This is a genomic window from Paenibacillus sp. sgz302191 (assembly GCF_057749925.1).
Genome location: NZ_JBYLHY010000004.1, coordinates 283391 through 296730 on the forward strand (window position 1 = coordinate 283391; position 13340 = coordinate 296730).

Annotated in this window: 12 protein-coding genes and 1 pseudogene; 7 read left to right on the plus strand and 6 right to left on the minus strand. The window is 48.5% G+C overall.

Annotated elements, in window-relative coordinates; genetic code table 11:
- Positions 1 to 17: 17 nt before the first annotated feature.
- Positions 18 to 257: a hypothetical protein gene (locus AC3G2T_RS07950; RefSeq protein ID WP_474682393.1), complete on the plus strand. Its 240-nt coding sequence runs from the start codon at positions 18 to 20 to the stop codon at positions 255 to 257.
- Between the two features lie 75 nt (positions 258 to 332).
- Positions 333 to 1757, plus strand: a complete 1425-nt coding sequence (locus AC3G2T_RS07955; RefSeq protein ID WP_474682392.1) for an MDR family MFS transporter — start codon at positions 333 to 335, stop codon at positions 1755 to 1757.
- A gap of 113 nt (positions 1758 to 1870) precedes the next feature.
- Here AC3G2T_RS07955 and AC3G2T_RS07960 read toward each other — a convergent pair whose 3' ends face one another.
- Positions 1871 to 4414, minus strand: coding sequence for a winged helix-turn-helix domain-containing protein (locus AC3G2T_RS07960; protein WP_488435103.1), 2544 nt, complete (start codon positions 4412 to 4414; stop codon positions 1871 to 1873).
- A gap of 237 nt (positions 4415 to 4651) precedes the next feature.
- Between AC3G2T_RS07960 and AC3G2T_RS07965 the strand changes: the two genes are divergently transcribed.
- The gene (locus tag AC3G2T_RS07965) at positions 4652 to 5041 is read left to right on the plus strand and encodes a hypothetical protein (RefSeq protein ID WP_474682390.1); all 390 of its coding nucleotides are present in this window, start codon (positions 4652 to 4654) and stop codon (positions 5039 to 5041) included.
- 70 nt (positions 5042 to 5111) lie between these two features.
- Positions 5112 to 5327 (plus strand): annotated as a pseudogene (locus tag AC3G2T_RS07970) (zinc-binding alcohol dehydrogenase family protein); the annotation flags it as partial.
- Positions 5328 to 5562: 235 nt separating this feature from the next.
- Here AC3G2T_RS07970 and AC3G2T_RS07975 read toward each other — a convergent pair.
- The 3 genes from AC3G2T_RS07975 to AC3G2T_RS07985 all read right to left on the minus strand — a co-directional run bounded on the left by AC3G2T_RS07975 (position 5563) and on the right by AC3G2T_RS07985 (position 9171).
- A complete protein-coding gene (locus AC3G2T_RS07975; RefSeq protein WP_488435104.1) occupies positions 5563 to 7395 on the minus strand; it encodes a stalk domain-containing protein in 1833 nt (610 codons plus the stop codon).
- Between the two features lie 311 nt (positions 7396 to 7706).
- Entirely contained in the window at positions 7707 to 8165 is a 459-nt protein-coding gene (locus AC3G2T_RS07980) for a MarR family winged helix-turn-helix transcriptional regulator (RefSeq protein ID WP_474682388.1), read from the minus strand.
- A 325-nt stretch (positions 8166 to 8490) separates the two neighbouring features.
- The gene (locus tag AC3G2T_RS07985; protein WP_474682387.1) at positions 8491 to 9171 is read right to left on the minus strand and encodes a TetR/AcrR family transcriptional regulator; all 681 of its coding nucleotides are present in this window, start codon (positions 9169 to 9171) and stop codon (positions 8491 to 8493) included.
- Positions 9172 to 9311: 140 nt separating this feature from the next.
- On the opposite strand from AC3G2T_RS07985, the gene AC3G2T_RS07990 reads away from it, so the two are divergent.
- Entirely contained in the window at positions 9312 to 10664 is a 1353-nt protein-coding gene (locus AC3G2T_RS07990) for an MATE family efflux transporter (protein ID WP_488435164.1), read from the plus strand.
- Positions 10665 to 11055: 391 nt separating this feature from the next.
- On the opposite strand, the gene AC3G2T_RS07995 is transcribed toward AC3G2T_RS07990, so the two are convergent.
- Positions 11056 to 11697, minus strand: coding sequence for a DJ-1/PfpI family protein (locus tag AC3G2T_RS07995; RefSeq protein ID WP_488435105.1), 642 nt, complete (start codon positions 11695 to 11697; stop codon positions 11056 to 11058).
- 191 nt (positions 11698 to 11888) lie between these two features.
- A complete protein-coding gene (locus AC3G2T_RS08000) occupies positions 11889 to 12482 on the minus strand; it encodes a TetR/AcrR family transcriptional regulator (RefSeq protein ID WP_474682385.1) in 594 nt (197 codons plus the stop codon).
- 78 nt (positions 12483 to 12560) lie between these two features.
- Between AC3G2T_RS08000 and AC3G2T_RS08005 the strand changes: the two genes are divergently transcribed.
- Both AC3G2T_RS08005 and AC3G2T_RS08010 read left to right on the plus strand, forming a co-directional pair.
- Positions 12561 to 13010: a DUF2306 domain-containing protein gene (locus tag AC3G2T_RS08005; RefSeq protein WP_488435106.1), complete on the plus strand. Its 450-nt coding sequence runs from the start codon at positions 12561 to 12563 to the stop codon at positions 13008 to 13010.
- Positions 13011 to 13222: 212 nt separating this feature from the next.
- On the plus strand, positions 13223 to 13339 hold the full coding sequence (locus AC3G2T_RS08010) for an NAD(P)H-binding protein (protein ID WP_488435107.1): 117 nt from the start codon (positions 13223 to 13225) through the stop codon (positions 13337 to 13339).
- Position 13340: the final 1 nt, after the last annotated feature.

The window sequence follows — 13340 nt, forward strand, 5'->3', positions numbered from 1 at the left end:
ACAGAAGGAGAAGCTGTATGCACAGAGTGGACAAAATCAGATTTATGCTCCTTTACGACGAAGTGCCTGAAGCACAATGTTACGGGTACATGGAGTTGAGTCAAGATGGCAATATGATCGCGCTCTACAATAGGTATGGTGAGGAAATAGACATGAATGGCGGACATGAATTTGTCAGGATACGGACGCTTGGCAAATTCGATGACGAAGACCGCGATCATTTTTATTCCTTGTTAGAAAGTGATGGTGTAGGATAATCTGCACGACAGGCTGGCAATTCGATATCAAGGCACTACGAAAACTCGGCTTAGTGAACAATCGGGAGGTAACAGATGGACAAAGGAGTTCAAAAGGTAAGAGCAATAAAAACAGGGGCGATGTTAACCGCTCTACTCATCGGTACATTTGTCGCGTTTCTTAACGAAAATTTACTTACCAATGCGTTTCCTGGATTGATGAGGGATTTTAACGTTGCTGCTTCGACCATACAATGGTTATCGACGGGTTATATGCTCGTGATCGGCGTACTGGTGCCGGTGACCGCATTACTGCAGCAATGGTTCACGACTCGCCAGATGTTTATGTCTGCGATGGCGCTATTTTTGGCCGGTACCTGCTTGTGTGCAGTATCCCCGGGATTCGGAATTTTGCTGATGGGCAGGGTTGTTCAGGCTTGCGGGACAGGATTATTGATCCCGTTGATGATGAATACGATTCTCGCCCTCTATCCTCCGGAACGCCGGGGTGCCGCCATGGGTCTTATGGGGCTGGTCATCATGGTCGCCCCCGTCATCGGGCCGGCTTTGTCTGGTTTGATTATCGATACCTTTCACTGGCGATGGTTGTTCTACATGGTGATTCCTGTCGCACTGTTTTCGATTATTTATGCATTCATATACTTGAAGAATGTGACTGAACTGACCAAACCAAGGGTCGATCTTTTATCCATTGTGATGTCAACCATCGGTTTCGGCTGCGTAACCTACGGCTTCAGCCAAACAAATGTCTGGGCCCAGCCTGAGGGTTACGGGTCAATTGCCATAGGCAGCCTCTTCTTGATCTTGCTTGTATGGCGGCAGCTCACGATCAAAGAGCCGTTGATCGATCTTTCCGTATTCCGGCGGCATCCCACGTATTCTCTTGTTGCGGTATTGGTTGTAATCCTGATGATGGTCCTATTCGCCACAACGATATTGCTACCGATCTATATGCAGGATGTGATGCAGTTGACAGCATTCGCGACAGGTTTACTTCTGATGCCAGGTTGCATTTTGAACGGGATGATGATGCCGGTGTCGGGGAAATTATTAGATAAATTCGGGCCGAAATTCGTAATTGTGCCCGGATTATTCCTGATCGCCATATCATTGTGGCTGTTTGCCGGCATCGACAGTGATACGACACAAGGCTCCGTTCTGTTCAATCATGTCCTTTTATTCTTAGGCATGTCGTTCGTCGTCATGCCGGCTCAGACGACAGGATTGAATCAACTTCCGCGTCACCTGGTCCCCCATGGCACAGCCATATACAATGCGCTCCAACAGGTTGCAGGGGGAATTGGCATCGCATTATTCGTCGGCATCATGTCGTCCGGAGCCAATCGTTATCTTCACCATTCGCTCGATCCCACTACGATGCATGAGAAGACGCAAAGCATGGTTACCGGTCTACAAACGGTTTTTTGGATTGAATTTATTCTTGCAATACTTATTTTGGTGCTGGGTTGGTTTATAAAAAAGTCACCTGATCATGATTGATTCATTACGAGGCATAGATTGAATCATAAGTTTACAACTGTGCAAGAAGCAAGGGGCTGTCTCATAAGGGTCGGCCTTTTATTTCGTTGTACCTTAGAACCGCTGTCTCAATCCTAATGCCGATGCTGCTTGACTCGTTGAATCGCTTGCGCTCGATTATGTACCCCTAACTTGCGATAAACGTTCTTCATATGGAACTTTACCGTGTCCAGCGTTACATTCATTTGAGCGGCTATCTCCTTATAAATCAATCCCTCTGCGAGCAAGACAAGCACCTTCTCTTCCTTCCCGGTCAAAGCCTCATCCGACAAAGACTTATTAGACTGACCGCTGCCTGCAGCTTCAAGAAGCAGATGGATATATTTCAAGGGCACCAATGGCATCGCAGCTTCTTGCTGTTCGTTCAGAAGCTCGGCCAGCATCTCGACCATCAACGGACCTTCATCCAGGAAGCTGCGAATATAGCCCACCGGTTCCGAGAGCCTTAAGGCGTTCTTCAAGGGAGCAAATGCCTCTTGGGGATGATCGGATTGCCGAAGCACCATACTCTGCACGATCTTCAGCTTAATCCGGCTTCGCAGACGATTTTCCTTGTAAGCCAAACGTTCCAACTGCTCGAGCAATTGCAGTGCGTCCTCAATTCTGCTGTTCGCCGCGAGAACTCTTACCAGAACCAGGTACTCTTCGAAATGGCGGGGCGGAACCTCACCTAAATGTGACATCCCGCTTTGCTCCAACCAATCGTATGCCTTCTGACGCTGCTCTTGACTCAGGAACAGTTGAGCTTGCTCCGCCTTGACCCTCTTCTGAACGACTTGCCAATCGGGCGAATCGACGTTTGAGCCGAGCTGGCTAAGCCATTCGATCGCATGACTTTCTCTCCCCAGAGCATTTTGCAGCCAGGATGAAGCAAGACCAAGATGAATCCAAATCCATACGTTGGTCCGCAGGTCCTCTCGACTCATCGCTTGTCCGAGATACAACTCCGCCTCTTCCAACCGATTCCACTCATACAGAAGTAAGCAATAAGACAAATAAAGGTATCCGACGAATGGATAGTTTTTTTTCTTCTCCCACGTCTTCACCCACTTCAGCAGAAATTGTTCCACCTCATGAAGGTTGTTGTTTAACGAGAGAAGATCCATAAATCCTTCGTGCCCTTGATACCGTCTGCTTGAAGACTTCTGGAAGCCGCTGCCTTCCGGCAAATATTGATCCAACATCTCGAAATATTTCGAAGTCAGCGACAAGTTCTGCTGCAAATAGGAGAAGATCCCGCATAAGTAATAGAGATTGCCCATTAATTGATTCCATTCAGGCTCAGGGATGAACGCCCTCATGGCTTCGAATCGCTTCTCCGCTTGCTCGGCCCTGCGCAACCCTCGATCCCATTCTCCATCCATCAGTAATTTGGAGATATAGTACAATTCGAACGTCGGCTTGTGCTCGTAGCTGCTCTCCGGCAGGGAAGTAATCCATCTCAAGAGCACATTGCCCTTCAATTGCATGAGATCCGGCATGATGCGGTCGATGAGCCGGACGGCATCCTCTGCCTGCTGCGCTTTGATATAATGCTCCACCGCCTCTTCATAGAGCCCCTCATTCTCATGCCAAGCCGCGGCCCGATGATGGGAGCGTCTCCACAGCTCCGGATGTTCTCTAGCGCTCAGTTGCTGCAAGAACTCGGACAGCAGATGGTGATACCGGAACCAATCGCGCTGATCGTCCAGCGGAATAATGAACAAATTCAGCTGCTCCAACCGTTCCAGTTGGCCCTGGCTGTCGGCTTGTCCCGTTACCGCTGCGCACAGCTCCCTGTTCAGGCTGCTCAGAATGGAGGTTGCCAGCAGGAATTCCCGCAAGGAGTCCGATAAATGCGCAAAAACCTCTTCCAACAAAAAATCGGAGATTTGACGCTGGCGGCCGTTGAACTGGCGAATCGTATCGGCAATATTGCCGCTTCGTTTCAGTGAGATGGCCGCAAGCTGCAGTCCGCTCACCCAGCCTTCCGTCTGTTCGAACAACGCGACTATTTGCTTCTCCGTTAACGATAAGTCTGTCGTCTCTCGGAAGAAAACAAACCCCTCTTCCAGTTCGAATCGCATATCTTCGATTCGAATGACATTGATCTCCCCTTTGGCAAGCAGTCTGGCCGTAGGAAAGGGTAATTCGGTACGACTTGCTATATAGAGATGGACATGCGGAGGTAGATGATCAAGCATATATCGTATCGATTCGTTTACAGGCGCATTCTCAATGACATGGTAGTCGTCCAGAATAAGAACGAAATCGCCGCTAATCGAGCTTAGCTCATTCAAGAACGCCGAAATGGCTGAATCAATGGAACCCGCCGACTCTTGCTCGAGTAAAAATTCAATCGCTTCCCCGAACCGCGGCAGCCTTTCTCGTATGGATGCCAAAACACAGCTCCAGAACGTGCTCCAATCGTTATCGTACTTATCTAGCGAGATCCAGGCAACCGGAGAGCGGCATTGCCTCGCCCATTCGCTTAACGCTGTCGTTTTGCCGTAGCCAGCTTGGGCGGATAGCAAAGTCAGCTTGGCCTCCATTCCTTCCTCCAGCTTGCGCATCAGTCGTGGTCGGGACACCAATGATTTTCGCGCAGGGGGAATAAGCAGGTTTGTACTTTTAATCATGTTTAAGGCCTCCGCAAGCTGAATTAAACAAATACTATATTCGTTAATATTTCGATTTGTTGGGACATTTTTCCTCCATGCGGGTCAAAGGATACCTACCCGATTTTTAGCTTCGATCCACCCTGGCGGGTAGTTCAATTCGATTCCACATTGCTTTAAAATAAAGAGCAAGTCAGCAGGATCCACCTCTTGGATTTTTCGTTAATATTTGCAAGATTAAATTATTGGAGGGAATTTATGAAACTGTTTATTGTTATCAACCAGACCAAGTATCGATTCAATTTCAGTAACACTGAATGTGAAGCCGATGCCCAAGTAATCCAAGCCTATGGATCAACTATCCTGCCTAGCGTTAATTTTACGCACGGACAGCACAACGAAGGATGCGACATTCCGGAATGCAGCAGTTCAGGTTATTACGATGACCACCACATGACATTCAAGCGAGACGATAATTCATATATTACTTTTTGGCATAACGATGATACGAATGAGTTCAATTACTCCACAGACGGAGTCTTTGACACAGCTCCAGTCATTCCAGGTGACGCTACGAACTCCGGTTCCAAGAAGGCGATCTATATAATGAACGACGGAACGCTTCAAATCACAGATATTCATAAGTAAGTAAACAGAGGCGGGACGTTCCGCCTCTGTTTTCTTTGTGTTTCGTAAGTGTGGCCCAATACGTTGGTTTGATGAACGAATTGTAGCAAACATGCCAAGAAGTTTGGAATTCGCCGCCGCATTACAGCTCACTTCAATAACTGTATGGGAGGGCCTATTTGATCGTTTAAGAATTAGCCTAACGCAAATGAAAACAAAAGGCATACTTATTATCGGTGCAGCTGGAGGAGTAAGATCGATTGCCATTCAACTTGCCAAATTTGCAGGTTTGACTGTCATCAGTACTGTGTGTATAGACAAGAATAAGGCCCCTTGCCAATACGGGGCCTTTTTGTTATGCAACTGTATAGTGCGGGCGAGACGAAATCTCCCCAAACTTTTTAAGAAATTTCAATACACAATATTTTCAATGATTCAAGCTTAAACCCTTTATTCAGTTAACGTTCTCCGATATCTAGTTCGCTAGCTTGTTTCGCAAAACGCTCTCTATTTTGAGATAGATTGCGTCGCATATTCTGCGACTATTTCCCCGTTTGATTGTCGAGTTTGGCATCAAATTGGTTTAGAAATATGGATGGCGCACCAAGCGGATTATGAAAATCGAATTCAAGGGACTGAACAAAATTGCCTTTACCTGTAATCCGTAACAACATAGGCATTGGAACATGGCCATCCGGCTTCCAGATAGCAGATATTTTGTATCGGCCGAGCGGTATTTTATCCACACCGTGACCACCTGTTGGGAGTGCGTCTGCACGTGTCGTTATCATTTTGCCGACACTTCCGTCAAATAATGGTCCAACAGGCGTAAGCGTAACTTCCAAGTCTTCCATTTTGAATTGTGGCAAATTGTCGTCAAACGACCAAAAATCGGGATTGATTTCAATGTGCCCTACGACGTCTTTCAAGGTAAAATTGCGAATAGCCCCTGAACTTCCGGCAAATGGCTGGTCGACGTCCGATCTTAAATAAAATCTTTGTTCCTTGCCGTTATATTCGCGCGAGAAAGATGTAGACATCATCCAAGTCGTAGGGAGCTGCGCCAATTCGATCCGATAAAACCCATTCCCATCAGTCACAGCTTGTAAGTTGCTATCAGAAAACAATTGGTTATCTGCATTAATTGTAACCCCAGGTATTGGATTGCCTTGCGCGTTACGTAAAAAGCCTTTAACCACATAAGGCTCAGCTTCCCCTGCGGATGGTACGGGGGTCGGTTCAGGTTCCGGTATCGGAGTCGGTGTTGGAGCCGGGGACGGTTCCCCCGATTGCGGATCGGTTGTGCCTGGGGCGGCGTCCTCGATCTGAATGGTCCACACACTGCCGCTGCTGGAGAAGGCCACGTGATATCCGCTGCTCTCCGATACGAAGCGTAAAGGTACCATTGTGCGACCGCCAATGATCTGTGCGGGTACGTCTAGAGTAACCCCTTTTCCATTTACAATTGCATTTGTACTATCGATCGTCAATTCAATGGAATGCCCATTCTTTGTTCCGATCGCTTTGCGGATAGTTCCTTCTTCCACCCATTTTACCGAAAAGCCTAAGGTTTCAAACAACTGACGGAACGGGACAAGCGTTCGACCGTCTATCACAGTCGGCTGCGCCTCGTCAAAATGGAGTTCGTTCCCTTTGAAGAATACATGGATCGCAATATCTTTTGATCCATCCGAAGGTGCAGGGACCGGCGTCTGAACAGGACCAGGCACTGGCGTCGGCGTTGGGTTAGGCGCGGGTGACGATGTTGGACTTGGTAGAGGAGCTGGCGTCCCTTCCGACGTCGTCGGTTTCTTATATTTGATTGGCTTGGAAGCAACCGTACCTTGCGGTGTTTCGATTTCTAACACGTAGGATTGCGTTTCCTTGATCGTACCGTTGTCGCTCGCGTACAGGTCGAAAGTGAGGTCGCCCTCAAACTCCCCGACAGGTTCTTTTACATCCTTCCGGAAGCCTGGATTCACAACCATGCTTTCATGGGTGGTGCCGCTTCCCGTTGTTACCGTCTTTTCCTGTACGATGCCCAGCAGCCAGCCGGTGGTCACACGATTTGTTCTCCATACACCCTGATAATTATCCTTGCCATAGTCATCGGTGGAACGCAGTACCACGGCATTAATCGTTGTTTTCTTATTGAGGCTAAGCAACAGCCTGAAATGGCCATCCTTTTTTCCCTCCGGCGTGAAATCCGCGGGACCGACTACGTCAGAAGCCGTATCCAGCAGACTGAATTCCTTAATCTTTACGCCTTCAGGCGGCGTTTCTCCGAAGGCGCCCGCAATCCCAGTGAACGCGAGACAGCCTGCCAGAAGAAGTGATATTCCCGTAATTTGTTTTCCTTTACCGAATCTCATCATTTTATATCTCCTTTTTCAAAAATGCTTCGCACAGATTATCCCTTCGGCTTCGCCTCCGGTTTTGGGCCAACCGCCAGTTGTGCTTTTATTGCGGACTTTGCTTATTCCAATAACCTCCGTGTCATCAATTTACTTACTCATTCATTTTATCGCGGCAGTACTCCGGGTTCATGAGTCATGATTAGGAAATGCGCGGGATTATTTTAGGATGGCGCCGGGAATGCACTAGGAATATTCACGGCAAATTGTATTTCACGTTACATGTAGCCATCTACTCATTTATTTAAAAAAATAAGCGAATCATAGCAAATTCATCGCTTTGACAGGTGCTGTTCGACGTTTTCAAAAGCACGGGTCAGCAGAGAGACAAACATGGCTTTTTCGGCATCTGACATCCCTTGAGTGATCAGTTCTTCAGATTTCGAGAAGGCATCACTCCGCTCATTCAGAAATTGTTTGGCTTTGGCCGTTACATCGATACGGAGGTTACGTCCGTCGACAGGGTTGCTATTGCGTGTGATAAATCCGGCCTTCTCCAGACCGTTCAATAAGTTTGTCACAGACGGACCGCTTAAAGCCATTGTTTTTTCAAGATACTTCCGGTTGATCTCCATATGCTCTTCTAAGGATTGATGAATGTGACTCAAAAGAATCGCCTGCGAGGCATTCAAACCATGATCCGCCAGAAGTTGGTCGATGATTTCCCGAACCTTTTGTGCGATAAGCTTAATGTATAAACTATAGGGGTACATGTCGAAAATACTTTGCATAGGTTTCTCCTCGGATTCATGTAGATGTCTACATTATATTTTCGGTTTTTAATTTTGTCAACGCAAGCTTTCCCGTCATGATCATTCCATAAAAAAATGAAGAGCGCCCCCCCATTCGCTATGGGCTGCGTTCTCCATTTAACTGGCAGCCGTTTAGCTAAAGCACATATGCCGCCATGCTCTTCCTGCGAAAAATGCAAGAGGAGCTGCCGCGGTGCATAATTGCCAACCTTTCAATGCCCGATCCGGGGGCTATGATCAAGCCTGCATAGCATGCCCCATCGAAGCCGCCCATCCAATAACCGGATGAGCGGTTTTTTACATTCTACTTCTCCTGCTCCTTTATCACCTGCTCAATCCCCAACAGAATCAGCTTCAAGCCGAACTCAAACGCCCTGTCGGTCCCCATCAGCTCGAACAGCCCGTTCGTGAACATCCTCCGGAACAGTCCCGCTTCCGTCTCGCTCATGGAATCCAGAAGGCGAATCATCTCCTCACCCGGATGCGCTTCCTGGTCCTTAAGGATAGCGGAGACATTACGCTCATGCTGATAATCGTCTAGAACGAAGTAGAAGACATAGTTCACAAGCGTAGTAACCACTTGCATTTTCTGCTCTTGCTCGAGCGGCGTCGATTCCACACAGAGCAGCATACGATTGGTGAACCGGATGATATCCGGCTCGTGGGGCAGCGTCATCATCATGAGCTGCGTGGAGCAGGGATACCGGCTGAGCACACTCCTTACCGTTACCGCAAGCCCCGTCAATTGCTCCTTCCAGTCCCCCTCGGATTGGAACTCCTCCAGAATGATTTTCGATACCTGGTTGGCCAGACGCTGGTAGAGATTCTGCTTGCTCTTGAAGTACCAGTACAGAGAGGGAGCCTGAATCCCAAGCCGGTCGGCCAATCGTCTCAGGCTGAATTTCTCGATGCCCTCCTCCCCCAGAAGCTCCCACGAGGCTTCAAGAATCTTATCCTCCGATATCTGAGGCTGCTGCTTTTTCATCGGTATCCACCCTTTTATCTAACAGTGTAAGTTTATGCTTTACAGGTTCATAAGTTCATGATATCATCTTACACTGTAAGGTTCAATCTAACACCGTTAGACAGAAGGCCAAAAAATAAATGAAGAAAGTAGTGACCCGCATGGATGCAGAAAACCTCCATTACTTTGAAAAAGCACCGGTCGCAAAAGCCGTAGCTCACTTCGCTGTACCGATGATGCTAGGCTCGTCAATGGGTGTCATCTATTCCATCTTGAATGCCTATTTCCTTGGTACACTGGGCAATACTGCCGTCTTAACCGCACTCGCACTCACCATGCCGTTATTTTCGGTCATTATGGCGCTAGGCAACTTGATTGGCATCGGTAGCGGTGCATTCATCTCCCGTTTGCTGGGAGAGAAAAAATATGATGATGTAAAGCATGTGTCTTCATTCGCTTTTTACAGCAGTTTAGTTCTCGGTCTTATCGTGATGGCCGTCGGCCTCCCGTTGATCGATCCAGTCCTCCATGGCCTGGGGGCAACGCCTGACTCCTTCGGATTTACGAAGGACTATGTCACGATTATGCTTATGGGTTCACCATTCGTCGTATTATTCTTCACGCTGGAGATTATCGTACGCTCGGAGGGAGCAGCAATCACGTCGATGATCGGTATGATTCTCAGTGTTGTCGTAAATATTATTCTCGATGCGCTAGTTATCTTCGTCTTCCATTGGGGTGTGATCGGGGTTGCGTCTGCTGCGGTCCTTTCTAACTTGGTTGCGAGCATATTCTACGCCTTCCATATGAGATATAAGAGCCAATTCTTAACCGTCTCCATAAAATGGTTCAAGGCTACCAAGGACATTCTGAGCAATGTATTCAAAATCGGAGTTCCCGTCTTTATTATGAGTATCTTCTTGGGTGCAATGTCGCTCATCTTTAACCGTTTTCTGGTCGAATATGGGGATCAGGCCATAGCGGCTTACGGAATATCATCGCGCTTATTGCAATTTCCTGAATTTATTCTGATGGGCTTATGCGAGGGAGTCGTGCCGCTCATTGCCTTCTCTTTTACAGCGAATAAATTGCGCATGAAGATTTCCATTGGATTCACGATCAAAGTGATTGTGGCGTTAGCCGTCGTGTTCGGCGTCATCGTCTATCTGATTTCCGACCACTTGATTGGTTTATTTACGAATGACCCGCAATTAATTGAAATGGGCAGCTACATTCTGCATGTGACGTTCTTATCCTTGTTCATTACAGGAATGACCACGTTGTTTACGGGGATTTTCCAAGCAACAGCGCAAGGAACCGCCGCGTTTGTTATGTCTATTATTCAAGGAATTACTCTGATTCCTGTGTTATATATCGCCAATCGAATGAACGGCTTCTACGGGGTGGTCTGGTCGCTCGTCATTGCGGATGCTGTCGCGTTCCTTGTTGGAGCCATCATGCTGTATATTCTGCGGAACAAATTGCAGCCGGAATTAGATCATTTAGTACAATAAGAAAATATATAACATGCAAGAAGCAGGATAAGGGTACTCCCCATCCTGCCTTTTTTAGGTACATGGACGGGGAATAGAACTCACCCGCACTTGCGATACAGTTCTCAGTAACAGGCCAAACAGTGAATTCAGGCTCGCCGCAGGTACACGCCTCAAGGAGTACCATCTATAGAGCGAAATTGAACAGATTTGTTGAATCCTTTATCTTTACCCGCAAATACTCTGTCACCAACTCCTGTAGCGGAGCAGATAGGTTACTTCTCGACACAGTGGAAAAAGTGCTCAAATCCGCACGGAGCCGGGACGCAACACATGGATAGAACGCAAATCAAACCATCTCAGCTTCGAAGTCATACCTCTGTTTTGAGCTTATGCAGTGTATATTAACCCCTTAACCAGCTATTGACTGCTCCTTCTTCCAAACGGTGCCTCGACGTTCGTGCTCAAAAATGCTCTCCAATTCGGTGGAGATTCGGGAACCCCAATTCCGTTCCGCCAAGTACATCGCAAGATCGATACCCGAGGTCACTCCGCCGCTGGACACCAAATTTCCGTCATCTACGACGCGAGCGCGAACAGGGATGGCCCCCAAAGATGGTAGTGCATCCATTCCGAGATGGTGCGTGACTGCGTGTCTGCCCTGCAGAAGACCCATCATGCCAAGGAGCGTCGAACCGCCGCATACCGTCGCCACGAACATGGCGGGGTTGGCCATCGCTTGCTGCATCAAGGGTTTAAGTGCGGATTCGGAAGCTTGCTTCAGCCACGCGAAGATAGAGCCGGGCCCGTCCCCTTGCATATCTCCCGCGCCTCCCGGTACCACGATAATGCCCGCTTCATTCGGATCCAGTTGCGCCGTAGCTTCAAGCTCCATCCCATACAACCCGCTTTTTACTTTTCTTTTGCCTTCTGCCGATACGAATTGGACGGGAGCTTCTCCTGTGGCCAGCAGTGAAGCACCTCCCAGCACTTCAAACGGTGCGATCACATCCAACATATCGAAACCTTCAAACAATACCACTTGGATTTTCAAGGTCTCCATCTCCTTACTGTGAATGTTAGGACCGGACCGTCCGGTCCGTACCCATAACCAATTGTACCCTAGATTTTTTCCCTTCGCCATACACTTTTTGTGTATGTTTTGTGAACCGATAAAAATGGAAAAGCAACATCCTTTATGGATGCCGCTTATCGCTTTGATAAGAACTCCCGCTTCAAATCCATTTACTGAATCATATAGCTTCTCAACAATCTCTCCATGTATTTCATATTTCGTTGAATGGGTTCGTTGCTGCCCGTCAGCCGGCTCGCCATGATGGCTCCTTCCATCGAATCGATCAGGAAGGAAGCCAAGTCGGCGGCATCCGTGCCCGAACGAAACTCCCCATTTCGAATGCCCTGCTCGATGATGGACTGCACGAACCGGACCATGCCGCCGTAGGCAACAGCCACCTTCTGTTGAAGCTCGGGAAATGTTCCGTCGCTCTCCACTGCCGTATTCAGCAACGGACAACCGCCAGGAATCGGAGGGTTGTCTACGGCATCCTGATAAATCGCCGAGATTTTCAGGAGTTTGTCGAAGGTCGTCCTCCCCTCGCGTTCCGCTTGCACGAAGAACTCCTGCAAAATCTGCCCGGCCCTCTCGAAGGCAGCCAGTACAATCGATTCCTTGGTTTCAAACCGTCGATAAATCGCCCCTTTAGGCAAGCTGGTTGCCTGCATAATTTCCTGAATCGATGTTTGAGCGATGCCTCGTGTATTAAACAAATGCAAGGCATGGTCTATGATCTTTTCCCGTATTTCGTCTGGTTTCCTCATGCTTCTTCCTCCTTCATCATGCGATCGGCGGCGGGGGGTTCCTTATATATTGTCACAAATCGCCCAAAGTTGTCCATTGTGTTCGCTGTCGTTTCGTTCATGTGGGTCGCTCATACGGTGACCAAAAATTTCGTATCGGATCCGGGTTTCAACCAATTGCTCGCCGCCAGAGGTGCTTTTACGGCCGATCGTCCGCTCTGGACATTCATGCTCCGGGCGCACATCGTTCTGGCTATCATCGCGCTGATTACGGGGCCGGTCGGCGCCATTCGTGCCATCAGGCAAAAAGCGATCGCCTGGCACAGATGGAATGGACGTATTTATGTCCTTTCGATTCTGCTTAATGTGATTCCGGGGTTGTACATGGCCTGGTTTGTCCCGGGAAGTCTGACGGTGGTAGGTTTCCTCGTGCTGAGCGGCCTCTGGCTGGTAACGACCTGGCTCGGCTACATCCATATTCGCCGAAAGAATGTCGCGCAGCATACGCGCTGGATCACACGCAGCTTTTCCTCACCTATGCGAATCTGATCATTCATCTTCTGCTGATGCTTGGCGAACACGGCCTCCATCTGTCGCACGAAGCTTCGTATGCGCTCGCCGTATGGGGCAGCTTGTCGCTCAATTTAGTGCTGGCCGAAATCGCGCTTCGCAAGAAGTGGCTGACTTGACCGACCTTCGGATCGGACGGTCCCGGTGACGAAACAACGCTATGTGCAACGTACAGAGGAGGTTAAACGCTTATGAGGCTCTTTATCGTGGGCGCAAACGGAGGGGTCGGCAGACAGATGGTCCAGCAAGCGCTTGCGAACGGCCACCAGGTGACGGCGTTCGTTCGCAAGCAAGGAGCTTTCTACTAGT